Consider the following 17,571-nt stretch of genomic DNA (forward strand, 5'->3'; position numbering starts at 1 on the left):
AAGGATGAAATTTATTGATACCATAAAAAATGTTTTCAAAATAGAAGAGCTACGTAGCCGTATCATGGTTACTTTGGGTCTTCTATTGGTGTACCGTTTTGGTGCCCAAATTGTATTACCGGGAATAGATGCGTCAAAGCTATCTGAGTTCTCTGGTAAATTTGCTGGAGGAGGACTAGGTGGATTACTTGATGCTTTTACAGGAGGTGCATTTTCAAATGCCTCTGTATTTGCTTTGGGGATCATGCCCTACATCTCTGCCTCTATTGTGGTACAATTGATGCAAATTGCCGTCCCTTATCTTCAGAAACTACAGAAAGAAGGAGAAAGTGGTAGAAAGAAAATCACTCAGATTACTCGTTGGTTAACCATTGGTATCTGTTTGGTTCAAGCGCCAAGTTACATTGCAGGTATCCAATATTTGGGTGTCCCTTCAGATGCTTTTGTCTTGGGTCTTACACCTACCTTCTATGTTTCTTCCATTATCATATTGGTAACAGGATGTATTTTCGCCATGTGGTTAGGTGAGAGAATTACCGACAAAGGAATTGGAAATGGTATTTCCATTCTTATTATGGTGGGTATTATTGCCACGTTGCCTCAGGCATTTGTTCAGGAAGTAAATTCCAGTCCATTTATGTTGGTGTTGATCGAGTTGGTAATTTGGTTTGTCATCATACTGCTCTCGGTCCTACTGGTACTTGCTGTGCGTAAAATACCCGTACAGTATGCCCGTAGAACAGCAAGCGGAGGATATGAAAAGAATATTTTTGGAGCAAGACAGTTCATTCCTTTGAAGTTAAATGCTTCTGGGGTAATGCCAATTATCTTTGCCCAAGCATTGATGTTTGTTCCAACGGCGTTGGCAAACTTACCTAGGCTTAGGGATACGGATTTCGGACAGAATATGTTGGCTACCTTTAGCGATATCTTCGGTCTTTGGTACAATGTAGTATTTGCATTATTGATTATCATCTTTACGTATTTCTATACGGCAATTACGGTACCAACCAATAAAATGGCAGATGACCTTAAACGCAGTGGAGGATTTATTCCAGGAATTAAACCAGGAACGGATACGGCGGAGTACTTAGATAGAATCATGTCTCAGATAACATTGCCAGGATCGGTTTTCTTGGCACTTATTGCCATCTTCCCAGCTTTTATCGTAAAGCTTATGGGAGTGCAGCAAGGATGGGCATTGTTCTTCGGAGGTACCTCACTACTAATTATGGTAGGTGTGGCTATCGATACAATGCAACAGATTAATTCCTACTTGTTAAATCGTCACTATGACGGATTAATGAAAAGTGGTAAAAACAGAAAAGCAGTAGCATAATATGGCAAAGCAACCAGCAATAGAACAAGACGGAACCATTGTAGAAGCATTATCTAATGCAATGTTTCGTGTCGAATTGGAAAACGGTCATATTGTTACAGCGCATATTTCGGGTAAGATGCGTATGCACTATATTAAATTATTACCCGGAGATAAGGTAAAATTAGAGATGAGCCCGTACGATTTAACTAAGGCTCGTATAACATACAGATACTAAAGAGATGAAAGTAAGAGCATCCGTTAAAAAAAGAAGTGCCGACTGCAAGATCGTTCGCAGAAAAGGCCGATTATATGTAATTAACAAAAAGAACCCAAGGTTCAAACAAAGACAAGGATAAGTTATGGCAAGAATCGCAGGTGTAGATATCCCGAAACAGAAAAGGGGTGTAATCGCGTTAACGTATATCTTTGGAATCGGGAAAAGCCGTGCACAGGATATATTGGAAAAAGCCGGAGTTAGCGAAGACAAAAAAGTAAACGAATGGAACGATGATGAAATCGGAAAAATTCGTGAAGCTGTTGGGTCTTACAAAATCGAAGGTGAGCTACGTAGTGAAGTTCAATTGAGCATTAAGCGCTTAATGGACATCGGTTGTTACAGAGGTATTCGTCACAGATCGGGTCTTCCTTTAAGAGGACAGCGTACAAAGAATAACTCAAGAACGAGAAAAGGAAAACGTAAAACAGTTGCTAACAAGAAAAAAGCAACTAAATAATACCTAGAGATATGGCAAAGTCTAGCTCAAAAAGTACAAAAAAACGTAAGGTTAATATCGAGGCAACCGGTGAAGCACATATCACCGCATCCTTCAACAATATTATCATTTCGTTGACCAATAAAAACGGGGATGTAATCTCTTGGTCTTCTGCCGGAAAAATGGGTTTTAGAGGATCTAAGAAGAACACTCCTTATGCAGCTCAATTGGCTGCAGAAGATTGTGCAAAGGTTGCACAGGAAGCAGGTCTTCGTAAAGTAAAAGTTTACGTAAAAGGACCTGGTAATGGTAGGGAATCTGCCATTCGTACCATCCATAATTCAGGAATTGAGGTTACTGAGATCATCGATGTAACTCCAATGCCGCACAATGGATGTCGTCCACCAAAAAGACGTAGAGTATAATTAATTTAAGTATAAACCGAAGGAACTAGAAAACTAGAGGATGACCTTAATTTAGTTTTCCCTTCAAAATCAATTTTTTAAAATGGCAAGATATACTGGTCCCAAAACAAAAATCGCCCGTAAGTTTGGAGAGGCTATTTTTGGAGAAGACAAATCTTTCGAAAAAAGAAATTACCCTCCAGGACAACACGGTAACAACCGTAGGAGAGGTAAAAAATCTGAGTACGCTATTCAGTTGGCAGAAAAGCAAAAAGCAAAGTACACATACGGAATTTTGGAGCGTCAGTTCCGAAACATGTTTAAAAAAGCAACTGCAGCTTCTGGAATTACAGGGGAAGTATTGCTTCAATTGTGTGAGTCCCGTTTGGACAACGTAGTTTACCGCATGGGTATCGCCCCTTCTCGTAGTGCTGCAAGACAATTGGTTTCTCACCGACACATTACCGTGAACGGAGAGAAAGTGAACATTCCGTCTTACCAGTTAAAAGCGGGTGACGTTATTGCTGTGAGGGAAAAATCTAAATCCCTTGAAGCCATCCAAAATTCGTTGGCAAACGCCAGTCATGTTTACGAGTGGATCACTTGGAACTCTGAGACAAAAGAAGGAACGTTCGTTTCTGTGCCTCAGCGTCTTCAAATCCCAGAAAACATTACTGAGCAGTTAATCGTCGAATTATATTCTAAATAATAAATTAATCATATTGGTATTTGGCCAAAGGGTTTGTTAGTCTTCTTCAAACTTCTAAACCGCGCAACCAAATAACAATTAAAACGAAGAACAATAATATGGCAGTATTTAGTTTTCAGAAGCCTGATAAAGTTATCATGATCAATTCGACAGATTTCGAGGGGAAATTCGAATTTCGTCCTTTGGAACCTGGTTATGGATTGACAGTTGGTAACGCATTAAGACGTGTTTTACTTTCTTCATTAGAAGGTTTTGCAATCACTTCAGTACGTATCGAAGGTGTAGATCACGAATTTTCTACGATTGCAGGAGTAGTGGAAGATGTTACTGAAATCATTTTGAACTTGAAACAAGTACGTTTTAAGCGTCAAATTGATGAGATAGATAACGAAACTGTAACTATTTCCGTGTCTGGTCAAGAAGTGCTAACCGCTGGTGATTTTCAAAAATTCATCTCCGGTTTCCAAGTATTGAACCCAGATTTGGTAATCTGTAACATGGATTCCAAGGTAAACCTTAACTTCGAAATCACTATCGAAAAAGGTCGTGGATACGTTCCAGCAGAAGAGAACAAGAAGGCGAATGCCCCTCTTGGAACTATCTTTACCGATTCTATCTACACTCCTATAAAGAATGTGAAGTATAGTATAGAAAACTATCGTGTAGAGCAAAAGACTGACTACGAAAAGTTGGTTTTTGAAATCATTACCGATGGTTCCATTCACCCAAAAGATGCATTGACAGAGGCCGCTAAGACCTTGATTCACCACTTTATGTTATTTAGTGATGAGCGTATCACCCTTGAGGCTGATGAGATTGCTCAGACCGAAACATACGATGAGGAGTCCTTGCACATGCGTCAGTTGCTTAAGACCAAGTTGGTAGACATGGACCTTTCCGTTCGTGCCTTGAACTGTCTTAAAGCTGCAGAGGTAGATACGTTGGGTGACCTTGTATCGTACAATAAGAATGATCTTATGAAGTTCAGAAACTTCGGTAAGAAGTCTTTAACCGAGCTGGAAGAGCTAGTAAACGTTAAAGGTTTGAACTTCGGTATGGATCTTTCAAAATATAAATTAGATAAAGATTAAGTAATCCATCATATTTTGCTCCCCAGAAGGGTTGTAGCAAGATGATGATTAAAAACAAATGTCATGAGACACGGAAAGAAATTCAATCACTTAAGTAGAAAAACAGCCCATAGAAAGGCAATGTTAGCCAATATGGCTTGTTCGTTGATCGAACACAAAAGAATCAACACTACTGTTGCTAAAGCGAAAGCTCTTAAGAGATTCGTAGAACCTTTGGTAACTAAGTCGAAAGAAGACACTACGCACAACCGTCGTATCGTAATGAGCAGACTCCGCCAGAAAGAAGCAGTGACCGAATTGTTTAGAGAGGTAGCTGTAAAGGTTGGAGATCGTCCAGGAGGATATACCCGAATCATTAAATTGGGTAATCGTTTGGGAGATAACGCGGATATGGCAATGATCGAGCTAGTAGACTACAATGAGTTGTACAATGCTGGAAAACCAGCTAAAAAGAAATCAACACGTCGTAGTCGTCGTGGAGGAGCTGCAAAAGCAGCCGCTCCAGTAGCCGAGACGCAAGCAAATAAAGAAGAAGAATAAATTGATTTCTTCGAATGTGAATAACAAAGGGATAAGCTTTTAAAGTTTATCCCTTTTTTTGAATTATTTTTGCAAAACTTTTGTTCTTACTATGAAATATCAAACACGAAAAAAAGCCCTAATTCTATTGGCAGACGGAACCATTTTCCATGGAAAAGCCGTAGGGGGAAAAGAAGGCTCAGCCTTTGGAGAAGTTTGTTTTAACACCGGAATGACGGGTTACCAAGAGATCTTTACAGATCCATCCTATTTCGGTCAACTAATGGTTACCACCAATGCACATATTGGTAATTACGGGACCAATGAGGAAGAAGTAGAGTCCGATAGCGTAAAAATCGCTGGGCTTATTTGTAGAAATTTCAGTTATCATCATTCACGGTACTCGGCCGATGATTCATTAGAGTCGTTCTTGGATAAGAATAATCTTTTGGCCATTAGTGATGTAGATACCAGGGCACTGGTAAGCTATATTCGGGACAATGGAGCCATGAACGCTGTGATATCTACCGATGTGGATAATGTTGAAGGACTGAAGAAGCAATTGGCAGATGTGCCCGACATGAACGGATTGGAGCTTGCCAGTAAAGTATCTGCAAAAGAACCATACTTCTACGGGGACGAAAATGCTACCTACAAGATTTCGGCATTGGATATTGGAATTAAGAAAAACATCCTCCGCAACCTCGCCCAAAGGGATTGTTATATTAAAGTATTCCCATACGATACGACATTCGAAGAAATGGCTGCCTTTAATCCAGATGGTTATTTCTTGAGCAATGGCCCCGGTGATCCGGAGCCGTTAACCCAATCCATAGCAACAGCCAAGGATATTCTTAATACGGGAGCACCATTATTTGGTATCTGTTTGGGGCATCAGGTTTTGGCATTGGCCAATGGCATTTCCACGTACAAGATGCACAACGGACATAGAGGGATTAATCACCCAATTAAAAACCTTTTAACCGGTAAAGGGGAAATCACTTCCCAAAACCACGGTTTTGCTATTAACAGGGAAGAGACCGAAGCACATCCTGAGGTGGAAATTACACATGTACACCTTAACGATAACACAGTGGCCGGAATTAGGTTGAAAGATAAGCCAGTATTCTCTGTGCAATATCATCCAGAAGCAAGTCCAGGACCACACGATGCGGCCTACTTGTTCGATCAATTTGTGGAAAACTTAAAAAGTACAAAATTGGAAAAGGCCCATTAAGTTGGGCTTTTTTTAATGGTTAAAACGAAAACGATTTAGTTTGAAAACAGGACGTTTGTTACTGTTTTCAGACCTTATTAAACAGTACAATTCGTATCTTCACGCAACCAAACAAAAAAGAAATTATGAGCATTATTATCGATATCCACGCAAGACAAATATTCGATTCCAGGGGTAATCCAACAGTTGAAGTAGATGTGATTACGGAAAATGGAGTAGTTGGGAGAGCAGCAGTGCCTTCAGGAGCTTCCACAGGAGAACATGAGGCTGTCGAACTTCGTGATGGTGGAAATGATTATATGGGAAAAGGAGTACTGCAAGCAGTAGAGAACGTAAATGGAAAGATTGCCGGAACCCTTTTAGGAGTATCTGTTTTTGAGCAAGAAGCCATTGATAAAATCATGATCGACTTAGATGGTACGCCCAACAAATCGAAATTGGGAGCCAATGCCATTTTAGGCGTTTCCCTGGCAGCAGCCAAAGCAGCAGCTAACGAATTGGGGATGTCATTGTTTCGATATGTAGGAGGAGTAAGCGCAAAAACACTTCCCGTTCCTATGATGAATATTATTAATGGAGGATCCCATAGTGATGCCCCTATTGCTTTTCAGGAATTTATGGTAATGCCAGTTAAGGCTCAAAGCTTTACCCATGCCATGCAAATGGGATCAGAAATTTTCCATAACCTAAAGAAGGTGTTGCATGATAGGGGATTAAGTACTGCAGTTGGTGACGAAGGAGGATTTGCTCCAACTTTAGATGGAACCGAAGATGCGTTAGACACTATCGCACTAGCTACTGAAAAGGCCGGGTATAAACTTGGAGATGAAGTAATGATCGCATTGGATTGTGCCGCTGCAGAATTCTATGTAGATGGAAAATATGACTACACCAAATTTGAAGGGGATAAGGGAATGGTAAGAACCTCCCAAGAACAAGCTGATTACCTAGCCGAATTGAGCGCAAATTATCCGATCATTTCTATAGAAGATGGAATGGACGAAAATGACTGGGAAGGATGGAAGTATTTAACCGATAAGGTTGGAGATAAAGTACAATTGGTAGGAGATGACCTTTTCGTAACCAATGTGGAGCGATTGTCCCGAGGTATCAATGAGGGAATTGCCAATTCTATCCTTATCAAGGTAAACCAGATTGGAACCCTTTCAGAAACCATTGCTGCTGTAAATATGGCCCATAATGCGGGGTATACCTCAGTTATGTCGCATAGAAGTGGGGAGACCGAGGATAACACAATTGCAGATTTGGCCGTTGCCCTTAATACCGGGCAGATTAAAACTGGTTCTGCATCCCGTAGTGACCGTATGGCCAAGTACAATCAATTACTTCGAATAGAAGAAGAACTGCACGAAACGGCCTTTTACCCAGGCAGGAATGCATTTAAAATATAATAATAACCTTACCTACAATGACGTCTGTTCTATGAGTTTAGGACAGACGTTTTTTTATGCAGTTACTTTAACAAGGGCAATTGCCCTTACGTTATTGATTAATTAAGGTTTTTTTAACCCAACATGAGTAATGAAATGTTAAAAAAATCGTCCAATTTTTCGTAATTTAGCAATCCTTTTAAATCAACAAAAAAATCAAATTGAACTATGTCGAAGAACGCTACCATTGAAATCAACGGTGAGAAATATGAATTCCCAATTATAGAAGGAACGGAAAATGAAGTTGCTATCAATATAAAGACCCTTAGAGGGGTCACTGGTGGTGTAACAACTATAGATCCGGGGTACAAGAACACAGGTTCTTGCGAAAGTGCCATTACTTTTTTGAATGGGGAAGAAGGAGTTTTGAGGTACCGAGGGTATGCTATTGAGGACTTAGCTGAGAAAGCTGACTTCCTAGAAGTGGCTTATCTATTGATTTTTGGTGAATTGCCGAATAAAGAACAGTTAGAAAAGTTCCATTTCGATATTAGGGAGCAATCCCATGTTGATGAAGATGTAAAGAAAATTTTGGATGGTTTTCCAAAATCTGCACATCCTATGGGCGTTTTATCGTCCCTTACAAGTGCTTTGATTGCCTTTAACCCATCTTCGGTAAACGTAGATAGCCATGACGAGATGTACAATGCCATTGTACGCATTATGGGTAAATTTCCAGTGTTGACGGCTTGGGCTTATCGCAAGCGAGCGGGACTTCCATTAGATTATGGGGATAATACACTAGGGTATGTAGACAACTTCCTGAAAATGATGTTCAAGAAGCCAGATGGACAATATACTTCTAACAAAGTGGTAGTAGATGCATTGGATAAATTATTAATCCTGCATGCAGATCACGAGCAAAACTGCTCTACATCTACAGTGCGTATTGTGGGGTCTTCCCACGCCGGCTTATTTGCATCCCTTTCCGCAGGGATTAACGCCCTTTGGGGCCCATTGCACGGTGGAGCAAATCAGGCTGTGATAGAAATGCTGGAAGCCATTAAAGAAGATGGTGGTGACACGAAAAAATATATGGCAAAAGCCAAGGATAAGAGTGATCCTTTCCGTCTAATGGGCTTTGGTCATCGAGTATATAAAAACTTCGACCCTCGTGCTAGGATTATAAAAATAGCTGCAGATGAGGTGTTAAAAGATCTTGGGGTAGAAGATCCAGTTTTGGACATTGCCAAAGGATTGGAACGGGAAGCGCTAGAAGACCAGTACTTCGTGGATAGAAAACTATACCCTAATGTAGATTTCTACTCAGGAATCATTTATAGGGCTATGGGCATTCCAGTAGAAATGTTTACTCCAATGTTCGCCTTAGGTCGTTTGCCAGGTTGGATATCGCAATGGAAGGAAATGCGCATGCGCAAAGAACCCATTGGCCGTCCAAGACAGATTTATATTGGGGAGAACCTTCGCCCATTTAAAGACATCGATTTTAGGTAACCTGTTGTATATCAAATAATAAGACACCCACATAGTTGGGTGTTTTTTTGTGTGCTACTTTTCTTTTTTCTACTATATTTGGGCGTGACTAACCTTCTGATTAACTGTGCACTACTTGTATTGGTGACGGTTTCCCTATTGCTGGGTATCCGAGCACTTGTGCAATCCAAAAAGATGCATGATTCGATAAAGTATCTTGCATGGTTCATGATTTTTGTGGCATTGGTCAATCTACAGTTGTGGATGATCTTTTTAAAACCGCCCTATTTCTACCCGAACATAGTACTGTCTTTTTTACCCTACCAGCTATTGCCTGGGCCTTTCTTTTTGTTATTTGCCATTCGTTTTTTGGGATTGGAAAGAAAAATTCAGAAACAAAAATTCTGGCTGTTCTTACCATTTTGGATATTCATGGTGGTGTACTTAGGAATGAAACTGGATGTGGTGGTAAACAGTTTGCCGTATGAAACGGCCTTCAAGAAATACTTTCAGGTCTTTAAGGTAGAGGAAATCATTACACTGTCCTATTCCTTCTTGGTCATCTTATGGTGTTTCAGGGTGGTGCGTAATTTTGAGCGCCAGAACAAGAAGAAGAAATACGATCAAGTAGTTTCCCATACAGGCTGGATTAAGAAGGTCTTGGGTATGGGTCTGCTACTTTGTGTCATATGGCTGCTTTCTTTATTGCTGGATATGGTAAGCATATACAACTGGGGCAATTATGTATACCTTCCTTCCTGGTTCGGATTTTCATCCCTTATCATTTACGTGGGGTATACAGGTTTTCGACAGACCAGTATATTAAAAGAGCGCCATGCTTTGCATCAATTCAGCAAGGATAAAACCTTTAACCCAAAATTCAATTCTGAAGATAGGGAAGATTCGAGTACCCTAAGGCATTTTCAGAAAATAGATGTATTGATGAGGGAACAGAAGATATACCTCAACCCACATTTGGACCTTCCTTTATTGGCTGAAGAAGTATCGATAAGCCCAAATTATCTCTCAAAAGTTATTAATTCGCATGCACAAATGAACTTTAGTGACTATATAAGCAGTTATCGAGTTACCCATGCCAAGGAAATGTTGGAAACCGACACCTTTAGGCAGTACGATATGCTTTCTATTGCACTAGAGGCCGGATTCAACTCTAAGTCTGCATTCTATGCGGCTTTCAAGAAGCTCACTGGCCAGACCCCAGGCTCATATAGATCTCATTATGAGAAAAACTGTGAGTCCTGATTCTTACAAATTGTAAGTCTCAGCACTGCTAAGCTATTTGCGGTGCCTACTTTTAACTATACCAAATCACGATTATATAAAGCGACCCTTAAGAGTAGTATTTCAGCTAACTTTCTTCATTCGCATTTATTAAAATATGCTTCCTGAGTATAGACTTTAAACATGAAGTCACATAAGGGGAAGTACATAAAACATTTGGTATGGAATTTACATACGAAAGGCTTATAATTTCCTGAACCGAAATACAAAGTAGGCATAAGTAGTATGTAAAAGCCTGTTAAAACAACCCCACTGTTTTAGCTCTTATTGAAAAGACAGGCTAACTTTGAGAGGCGGATCCTATCCGCCTCTTTCTTATTTGTGATGTATTGCCTAAGTAGTTAAAAATCAATTTAGTAACTTGTAAATAACTATTTATGGTTCCCTAATGGCAAAGAAATTTAATTACGATCCTTCATTGAGTATGAAGATAATGGCGAAGCTTCAAGAACTTGGCTATGGGGAAGCTTATGTAGATAATGAACACCTCATCTATTACTACGATCAAACGAAGGGTTATCAATCCAAAAAGTACAAGGAGCTCAATAAAAAAGGTTATGAAATGATCTGCAAATCGGTGTCGGGACAGGGTAGCAAACTGCGATATGCGGTAGTTTGGCTAAAAACCAATAACCCACGCCAAGTTTCGACAACAAAGAAGGGCATGGATGCTTATGTACGTGCACTCACTGTGTACGTGCAAAAAGGCTATGAACCTGTTTCCATAAGTGTATCTGGAACAGATCCAGCCACAGCGGTTTTTTCAGGAACTTTTAAACTAAGGGTGCAGGGGCAAGGGGGTTCTTATATGGTATTGCAAGCGACCCATAAAAAGAAAACGGGTAGTGGTCTTCTCTCCATATCGGAAGTAATAAGTGAAGCCCGTAAAAAAGGGTATATTCCAAGAACCTTAACACAATATGGCACCAAGTCCGATCCACTGTATGCATGTGTCATGGTACCTAATACCGATTCCTTGATTTGGGGCCATGCTGTAAATGGCACCGAAGCGAACTTCTTTAAGCGTTACCATGCCCATAATTCGCATTGGGCGGGACCCGATATAGTGTTTCATGGAGCAGGCAATAAAATTACTTCCATATTTACCAATGCCTCGGTAGGCCCATTCCAAGTGTGGCTATGCCCTGATAAAGCAGCCTTGCGTGAGCGCATCCAAAATGGAGCGTCTTTGGGATTGCATCCGTTTAAAATACATGCGTACGATGATGGGAGTACTATTAAGTATTCGATCATACTCAGGAAACACATACACCCTCGCCCCCACAAATTTACCATGACTGGTAATGCCAATACCTCATTCACTGAATGGGATAAAACCATGCAAGATGTCATGGAAGCCAATAATGTGCTGTCGGGGAGTTTAGGTGTGGTGTACAAAGGGAGACTGGTGCATTGTCGTGGATATACCAATGCCATGGAAGGATATCCAATTACCAAGCCCACAAGTATTTACAGGACGGCAAGTGTGACCAAATTCATAACGGCCTATGCCATACGTAGTATGGAAATGGATGGGTTCAATGTTAATGGTTTGTTCCAGAACTACATTCCCACGGAAAATGAAGAGAACAAAGCATTGGGGTACGATAAAATTAAGATCATAGACGTATTGAATCACAAGGGCGGATTGAGCAGAAGTCATGGAGTTAGTACAACCATAGCAAAAGACCTAAAGGTAGCCGTCCCCATTACCCTTGAGCAAAAACGGAAATGGTGTCGTATGCGCAAAATGGCAAAAGATAAAAAAGTAGGGATGGATTATAGCTATAGCAACCTTGGATATACCCTTCTTGGGCAACTTATAGAAGAACAAACAGGTAAACTATATTATTCATACGTATACGAAAGGATATTGAAACCGTTGGGATTAACCCGTCCACATATTGGTAACCCCTTTGGTGATTATCCGGAAGAGGTAAAGTACCAACCCACAAAGCTTAGTGTGGTAAAAAGTGCCCTAAACAAAAATGACAATTTGGTTTCCCAGGCCTATGAAGGACGTAATTATTACTTAACACTTTCTAGTGGAGGATGGATTTTTTCGGCTCCGGATATGGCCAAGGTACTGGCAAGTCTACATAGTAACGTTCAAAATCCTATATTGAGCAGGCCCATTCTAAGCGAATTGCTGAATAATTCTGGACTTTCCATTACCACTGCCTCCAACGGTGTTATAAAATATACAAAAGGCGGTTCGTCTTCTACCACAAGTACGCACATTCACCATAGGAATACAGATGTTTCCTTTGTCATTCTCCTAAACAAGAGCATCAAGGAAATTCGCAACATATATAACTCATTGAGTGCACTTGCGGATAATATGCAAGCTACAGATTGGCCCTCACACGATCTTTTTCCGCAGTACAACATTCCATCTTTTTAAGAGTGCGTTTTTTTAAATTGTTTTGAAGAACACACGTAGCCTTCCCGATTCTTTAAGGGCTTTTTTTATATTTGCGCATGCTACAACTCAATGTAAACGATGAAGTATCCCGCCTTCGGGCTGTGGTACTCGGAACTGCCGAAAGTAACGGCCCTACTCCCCATCTAGAAGACGCCTACGACCCTAAAAGTGCTATGCATATAAAAGAGGGGACCTATCCCAAGGAAGCCGATATGATCCCAGAAATGGAAGCTGTGGCAGCCGTATTTGCTAAATACGATGTAAAGGTGTTTCGCCCACAGGTGATCAAGGACTGTAACCAGATTTTTGCGCGTGATATAGGGTTTGTAATCGAGGATACCTTCATTAAGGCCAACATCCTTCCCGATCGCGAAGAAGAGATCAAGGCCATACAGTATGTCATTGACCAGATGGATCCTGAAAAAGTAATTCAGTTTCCCGAGGAAGCGCATGTAGAAGGTGGCGATGTCATGCCTTGGGGTGACTATATTTTTGTGGGAACCTATCGTGGCGAGGACTATCCAGATTATATCACGGCACGTACCAATATGGAAGCTGTAGTCTGTTTACAGGAAGCCTTTCCCCATAAGACCGTAAAGTCATTCAATCTGCGTAAATCCAATACCGTAGCCAGGGATAATGCCTTGCATTTAGATTGTTGCTTTCAGCCATTGGGAAAAGGAAAGTGCATCATTCATAAGGAAGGGTTTTTAGAAGAAGGGGAGTACCAATGGTTGGTAGATCACTTTGGAAAGGAAAACTGCTTCCATATCAGTAAGGATGAAATGTACGATATGAACAGTAATGTATTTTCCATTTCTGAAGACGTTGTTATTTCCGAACGGCATTTTACCCGATTAAACACATGGTTGCGAGAACAAGGCTTTACGGTAGAAGAAGTACCCTATGCCCAAATCGCCAAGCAAGAAGGCCTATTGCGCTGTTCTACCATGCCGCTCATTAGGGACTAGGCTTTTTTCCATAAACAACATTCCTTGAAGATGCTCATGAAGTCCAGGAAGCACTAATCTTCGTGTTCCAAATACCTTGTACCCCATTTTTTCATAAAATCGGATGGCCTGTGGTTGCGTATCCATTACTTCTAAGCGAATGGAGGAAGCCCCTATGGTACTGGCTTGCTCGGCTAACCAATGTGACACTACGCTGGCTACACCTGTACCTTGCGTATTCGTGTGTAAATAAACACGATGCAGTTTTACCGAATTTCCGATACCGTCTTCTGGCCATGACGATTGGGTAAGGTACCTAAGAATACCGACAGGGGTCTTGGCAACCTCTATAAAGAAGTAATGCGAATTAAGTTCGGCAAGCTCCAGTTGCAGGTTTTCCCTCGAATATTGTTGGTAGAGGTACCAAATACCCCCATCTTCCCATAGGTGCCGATACGCAGGAGGGTAGATTTCTTCCATAAGTGTGAAAAGCTCGGTATGATCCTGCAAGCTGATCGGGCGCAGGGAAATTGTCGGGGTTAGGGTATGCAAATGCGTGTTTTTAATACCCTAAAGATACCTATAAAAAGGCCTGAAAACAATGGTTGAATTCCCTTCAAAAAAACTGAAACCCTATTTCCTTATTTTGAATTGTCACTCAAGGGGAGTTGTTTCCAGACCTTTTACAAACCAAAAATAATGGGTATTAGAAACGATAACCCACCCCGAAGGAAACATTGGATAACGTCCCAATGTCACTGTCGAAGGAACCAAAACGTGCCGAAGCATCGAAATGGTCCGAGATTCCATAGTGGGCGGTAAAGCGGTACACAAGGGCACCATCAAAATCCTCTTCTAGGGATACACCGTACCCTACGTCGGCACCCAAGGAAAAGGAATCTACCACGTTAATGTCGCCAGAGGCCAGGATAGGAGCGTATTTAAAGTCGTTGAACTCCTCCTTACCGGAGAACACGGTAACTCCGGCACTGGCTCCTGCTCGTATAGTTTCGGTAATGGCCCAGTCGTGCTCTACTTCAAGGTTGGCTACAAAGGAGGCAAAGTCGCCTTCGTCCCCAGCGGGAAAACCTCCATTGAGTCCAATCCGGAAGCCCTCTTGGGCAAATATGGCAGAAGAAGCAAGGAAAAGACAGGTAATGATAAAAGATTTCATATCGATATTGGTTATAGTTTCCTATACATCGATAGCAGTGGGGAATGTCATCAAGGAGCTTAAGAAAGTGTCTTGGCAAAGCAGACAATGCGGTTTATTTCTTTGAAACCTGCATTCTTGTGCAGGGCAATGCTTGCGTCGTTTAAAATCTCCGCATCCGGGGCTATTTCTTTACATTTCATGCGTTTGCCCCAAGTTTCAGCCTTTTTAATAAGGAGGTCAGCATAGCCTTTTCGTCGGTAATTGGGAGCCACGTATATACCCTCTATATAACAAACAGGACTGGTGGTGGTTCCCTCAATCAAGTAGCCACGTTGGCGTATGATCCTGAGTTGTAAAAACCTGCTTTGGTAAAATTATTTACAAAAACTGCCCATTGTTAAAATAATTGTCATACCCATTAGCTACTACAGTCGCATCACCTTGGGGGTTACAAAGACGATCTTTACACTGTTTCCGCGTTTTACCGCCAGTCGTACCTGTCGTCCTGCGGTTTCGGTGAGGTAGTTCTGCAAATCCAATAAGGTGTCTACAGGGGCGGCATCGGCCATTAACACAATATCACCTACCCGCATGCCACCATCTGCAGCTGGTTGTCCTGGGTTCACCTTCGTCACCTTGGCCCCGTATTCGTCCTGCTGTACGGTAACGCCCATCACAAAACGAACCCGTTCCGGTATCACGGTGGCGTCGCTTATGGTTGCTCCTCGTTTATAGGTAACCCGTATGGCTTTGCCCGAGTTTTTGTTTACATGCCCAGACACATATTCCATATCCTTGGCCTTGTAGCCATCCAATCCCACAATAATATCCCCTTTACGCAAGCCCGCTTTGTACGCAGGAAGCCCTCTGTCTATAATATCCGTAATACGAACGCCATAGGCATAGGTTTTGCCTTCATGCTGAAACGATTTGAGGTTCTCCCCCCTAAAACCGATCAAGCCCCTCGTTTGGGGTTCCGCTGTGCTGGTGGTAGTTGGTTTGGGCGCTATGATGGCGCCCATGATCACCGAAGGCCCTTTGCCCGCTACCCGGTTCAAGGTGTTTTTCCTGTCGGCAAATTCCTTTCTGTATTTGGTGAGTTGCACCACGCCTGCATCGTAGACGGGTTCTGTGAGCTGTAGGTTGTTGAGCGATCGTTCGCATTCGGCCATGACTTCCCCCGGGCGGTTAATGATCTGTTGGCTTCGGTATTCCCAATTCTGATATTCGGCACGGCACTGTTGACTTACCGTAGACACACACGAATTGAAGCGTTTTACTTTTTGGTCCAACACCACCCCTCCAATGATTAATCCGGCTAGGATATCGAAAAGATTGCCCGATTGTATGCCCTTCTTCGCCAAATCCTCTCCAAAGCCAAGGGCCACATCGCCCAGAAAGTTTTCAAGTGTATAAGGTTGGTTAAGGTATTTGGAAACCATATATCCACAGGCTGGACTGGAAATAAAACTGCGTACATTGAAGTCTAAACTGCTTCCAATCTGGCTGGCTACCATGCTACAGGCTTCTGCAGACCCAGTAGAGGCGAGGCATACCGCCGTTCCCACTTTATGGGCTTCACTCCGTGTACAGGCTGTTGAGGGCAAACGGGGCAAACTGCCCCTTCTGGGTCGGGTACAGGTTCCGCTGCCATAGGCATCGTTGGACCGTAATGACCTTCTGGCACGTTGCATATAGCCAAACATTTCCTCGTTCAGGAATTCGTATTTCTTTACGAGTTTACTACTGGTAATATAGTTTTCCCTACTGCTTAGGTACTGTTCCCAAGTTGGGTTTCTAAAAGTGGTGATTCCCGTACTTTTAAAGGCTACCGGCTTGCCTTTTGGGTCCTCGACCTTAAAAAGGCGGGTTTGGGGTGCGACATCCGTGGGTAATTTAAACGTAAGTACCCCAGCAGCCGTAGGGATGGCACTATCTACCAATAACCCATCCTTGGTACGCAGGGTGAATTTTTCCTTGCTCGATTTCTTGATGTTAACAGTAACGGTGTCGTGACTACCTTTAACGCCCCAAAGGCTCGTGGAACAACTGGTGCAAAGCCCGAATAGGACGAGCAACAAAACAATGGAAATAGAGGATCTCATGCGGTTGGCATTTAATGGTTGAAAAATAATAGGCAGTAACGGAAAGTAAGGGACCCCTAAGGTATCTAATTTAGTGTTGTGAACCAATAGGGTTTTTCCTGATTTTCAGAAAATTACCATTAAGTAGATCATGAGACGATAAGAGAAATGATAAGAACCTTGGCTTGGGATTAAAATATAGTATCCTGTCAGGCTAGAACGCTTCCTTACAAATCTTACCCTTTATAACGAGTGTTTCATTTTGGAAAGTGGTAGATGTCTTGTAATAAAAACAGTTTCCTTCAATCTTAATGAGCTCCGTAAGCACTTCCACCTCGTTCATTTCCTTCTCTAGCTCCGTAAGGTCTCCCTCTTCCTTGTCTACCGTTAATTTATAGGTGCAATCGTTAATCCATTCTATATTCACATCATAGGGTTCCATACTCTCGCCGGCATCCAAGAATTCCTGCGGAACTTCCAAAGGGGTTTCTACTTGATGGTTTCCCTTACGTTCAATTTTATATTTGGCTTTAAATGGATCGGTAGCTTCCGCATAGAAAGTACCTTCCTTAAAATCGGAACAAGAGAGTGTTTGTGCAAAAGAAACACAGCTAAATGTGAAGCAAAGAAGTAGAAGCAGTCCTTTTATTGAATATCCCATGTTGCGATAAATTTGATGGTAAAAAGAGGATGAGTCCAAATTAGCTTTTTTAGCATAAACTTTGTCTTACTTTACACAAAAATTTGTGCGAACATAGTATTTTTGTACCGCTAT

The 17,571-nt window shown here is 41.8% G+C and carries 18 protein-coding genes and 2 pseudogenes; 15 read left to right on the forward strand and 5 right to left on the reverse strand.

Features of this window, described 5'->3' with window-relative positions; all coding sequences use genetic code 11:
- Positions 1 to 4 precede the first annotated feature (4 nt).
- From secY to AC6JAD_RS10425, 15 genes and pseudogenes are all read left to right on the forward strand, one after another.
- Entirely contained in the window at positions 5 to 1,339 is a 1,335-nt protein-coding gene (gene secY / locus AC6JAD_RS10355) for a preprotein translocase subunit SecY (RefSeq protein WP_461304909.1), read from the forward strand.
- A 1-nt stretch (position 1,340) separates the two neighbouring features.
- Entirely contained in the window at positions 1,341 to 1,556 is a 216-nt protein-coding gene (gene infA / locus AC6JAD_RS10360) for a translation initiation factor IF-1 (RefSeq protein WP_034259287.1), read from the forward strand.
- A 4-nt stretch (positions 1,557 to 1,560) separates the two neighbouring features.
- Complete coding sequence (gene ykgO / locus AC6JAD_RS10365) at positions 1,561 to 1,677, forward strand: type B 50S ribosomal protein L36 (RefSeq protein ID WP_013305171.1); 117 nt, start codon at positions 1,561 to 1,563, stop codon at positions 1,675 to 1,677.
- A gap of 3 nt (positions 1,678 to 1,680) precedes the next feature.
- A complete protein-coding gene (gene rpsM / locus AC6JAD_RS10370) occupies positions 1,681 to 2,055 on the forward strand; it encodes a 30S ribosomal protein S13 (protein ID WP_461304908.1) in 375 nt (124 codons plus the stop codon).
- Positions 2,056 to 2,066: 11 nt separating this feature from the next.
- Positions 2,067 to 2,459: a 30S ribosomal protein S11 gene (rpsK, locus tag AC6JAD_RS10375; protein WP_461304907.1), complete on the forward strand. Its 393-nt coding sequence runs from the start codon at positions 2,067 to 2,069 to the stop codon at positions 2,457 to 2,459.
- Between the two features lie 82 nt (positions 2,460 to 2,541).
- Positions 2,542 to 3,147 (forward strand): 30S ribosomal protein S4, encoded by a 606-nt coding sequence (rpsD, locus tag AC6JAD_RS10380; protein ID WP_461304906.1) that lies wholly within the window; start codon positions 2,542 to 2,544, stop codon positions 3,145 to 3,147.
- Between the two features lie 98 nt (positions 3,148 to 3,245).
- The gene (locus AC6JAD_RS10385) at positions 3,246 to 4,238 is read left to right on the forward strand and encodes a DNA-directed RNA polymerase subunit alpha (protein ID WP_461304905.1); all 993 of its coding nucleotides are present in this window, start codon (positions 3,246 to 3,248) and stop codon (positions 4,236 to 4,238) included.
- A gap of 63 nt (positions 4,239 to 4,301) precedes the next feature.
- Positions 4,302 to 4,778 (forward strand): 50S ribosomal protein L17, encoded by a 477-nt coding sequence (gene rplQ / locus AC6JAD_RS10390; protein WP_461304904.1) that lies wholly within the window; start codon positions 4,302 to 4,304, stop codon positions 4,776 to 4,778.
- 91 nt (positions 4,779 to 4,869) lie between these two features.
- Positions 4,870 to 5,994, forward strand: a complete 1,125-nt coding sequence (gene carA, locus AC6JAD_RS10395; RefSeq protein ID WP_461304903.1) for a glutamine-hydrolyzing carbamoyl-phosphate synthase small subunit — start codon at positions 4,870 to 4,872, stop codon at positions 5,992 to 5,994.
- A 125-nt stretch (positions 5,995 to 6,119) separates the two neighbouring features.
- Positions 6,120 to 7,406: a phosphopyruvate hydratase gene (eno, locus tag AC6JAD_RS10400; RefSeq protein ID WP_461304902.1), complete on the forward strand. Its 1,287-nt coding sequence runs from the start codon at positions 6,120 to 6,122 to the stop codon at positions 7,404 to 7,406.
- Positions 7,407 to 7,613: 207 nt separating this feature from the next.
- Entirely contained in the window at positions 7,614 to 8,900 is a 1,287-nt protein-coding gene (locus AC6JAD_RS10405) for a citrate synthase (protein WP_461304901.1), read from the forward strand.
- Between the two features lie 84 nt (positions 8,901 to 8,984).
- Positions 8,985 to 10,142 (forward strand): helix-turn-helix domain-containing protein, encoded by a 1,158-nt coding sequence (locus tag AC6JAD_RS10410; RefSeq protein WP_461304900.1) that lies wholly within the window; start codon positions 8,985 to 8,987, stop codon positions 10,140 to 10,142.
- 472 nt (positions 10,143 to 10,614) lie between these two features.
- Positions 10,615 to 11,133 (forward strand): annotated as a pseudogene (locus AC6JAD_RS10415) (hypothetical protein); the annotation flags it as partial.
- Positions 11,134 to 11,523: 390 nt separating this feature from the next.
- Positions 11,524 to 12,585 (forward strand): annotated as a pseudogene (locus tag AC6JAD_RS10420) (serine hydrolase domain-containing protein); the annotation flags it as partial.
- A gap of 77 nt (positions 12,586 to 12,662) precedes the next feature.
- Positions 12,663 to 13,577: a dimethylarginine dimethylaminohydrolase family protein gene (locus AC6JAD_RS10425; protein WP_461304899.1), complete on the forward strand. Its 915-nt coding sequence runs from the start codon at positions 12,663 to 12,665 to the stop codon at positions 13,575 to 13,577.
- Here the strand turns inward: AC6JAD_RS10425 and AC6JAD_RS10430 are convergent.
- The 5 genes from AC6JAD_RS10430 to AC6JAD_RS10450 form a co-directional block, all read right to left on the reverse strand.
- Entirely contained in the window at positions 13,539 to 14,108 is a 570-nt protein-coding gene (locus AC6JAD_RS10430; RefSeq protein ID WP_461304898.1) for a GNAT family N-acetyltransferase, read from the reverse strand. The genes AC6JAD_RS10425 and AC6JAD_RS10430 overlap by 39 nt on opposite strands.
- 154 nt (positions 14,109 to 14,262) lie before the next feature.
- Complete coding sequence (locus tag AC6JAD_RS10435; protein WP_461304897.1) at positions 14,263 to 14,730, reverse strand: hypothetical protein; 468 nt, start codon at positions 14,728 to 14,730, stop codon at positions 14,263 to 14,265.
- A gap of 59 nt (positions 14,731 to 14,789) precedes the next feature.
- On the reverse strand, positions 14,790 to 15,035 hold the full coding sequence (locus tag AC6JAD_RS10440; protein WP_461304896.1) for a GNAT family N-acetyltransferase: 246 nt from the start codon (positions 15,033 to 15,035) through the stop codon (positions 14,790 to 14,792).
- Between the two features lie 102 nt (positions 15,036 to 15,137).
- Complete coding sequence (locus AC6JAD_RS10445) at positions 15,138 to 16,817, reverse strand: PDZ domain-containing protein (protein WP_461304895.1); 1,680 nt, start codon at positions 16,815 to 16,817, stop codon at positions 15,138 to 15,140.
- Between the two features lie 193 nt (positions 16,818 to 17,010).
- Entirely contained in the window at positions 17,011 to 17,457 is a 447-nt protein-coding gene (locus tag AC6JAD_RS10450; RefSeq protein ID WP_461304894.1) for a hypothetical protein, read from the reverse strand.
- Between the last annotated feature and the right edge of the window lie 114 nt (positions 17,458 to 17,571).

It is taken from the genome of Aureisphaera sp. (assembly GCF_059726885.1).

Coding starts and splice junctions, on each gene's coding strand:
- AC6JAD_RS10405 (WP_461304901.1), top strand. CDS start 7,614: ATGTCGAAGAACGCTACCATTGAAATCAACGGTGAGAAATATGAATTC.
- rpsK (WP_461304907.1), top strand. CDS start 2,067: ATGGCAAAGTCTAGCTCAAAAAGTACAAAAAAACGTAAGGTTAATATC.
- AC6JAD_RS10425 (WP_461304899.1), top strand. CDS start 12,663: ATGCTACAACTCAATGTAAACGATGAAGTATCCCGCCTTCGGGCTGTG.
- AC6JAD_RS10445 (WP_461304895.1), bottom strand. CDS start 16,817: ATGAGATCCTCTATTTCCATTGTTTTGTTGCTCGTCCTATTCGGGCTT.
- AC6JAD_RS10385 (WP_461304905.1), top strand. CDS start 3,246: ATGGCAGTATTTAGTTTTCAGAAGCCTGATAAAGTTATCATGATCAAT.
- infA (WP_034259287.1), top strand. CDS start 1,341: ATGGCAAAGCAACCAGCAATAGAACAAGACGGAACCATTGTAGAAGCA.
- secY (WP_461304909.1), top strand. CDS start 5: ATGAAATTTATTGATACCATAAAAAATGTTTTCAAAATAGAAGAGCTA.
- ykgO (WP_013305171.1), top strand. CDS start 1,561: ATGAAAGTAAGAGCATCCGTTAAAAAAAGAAGTGCCGACTGCAAGATC.
- rpsM (WP_461304908.1), top strand. CDS start 1,681: ATGGCAAGAATCGCAGGTGTAGATATCCCGAAACAGAAAAGGGGTGTA.
- rpsD (WP_461304906.1), top strand. CDS start 2,542: ATGGCAAGATATACTGGTCCCAAAACAAAAATCGCCCGTAAGTTTGGA.
- carA (WP_461304903.1), top strand. CDS start 4,870: ATGAAATATCAAACACGAAAAAAAGCCCTAATTCTATTGGCAGACGGA.
- eno (WP_461304902.1), top strand. CDS start 6,120: ATGAGCATTATTATCGATATCCACGCAAGACAAATATTCGATTCCAGG.
- rplQ (WP_461304904.1), top strand. CDS start 4,302: ATGAGACACGGAAAGAAATTCAATCACTTAAGTAGAAAAACAGCCCAT.
- AC6JAD_RS10435 (WP_461304897.1), bottom strand. CDS start 14,730: ATGAAATCTTTTATCATTACCTGTCTTTTCCTTGCTTCTTCTGCCATA.
- AC6JAD_RS10450 (WP_461304894.1), bottom strand. CDS start 17,457: ATGGGATATTCAATAAAAGGACTGCTTCTACTTCTTTGCTTCACATTT.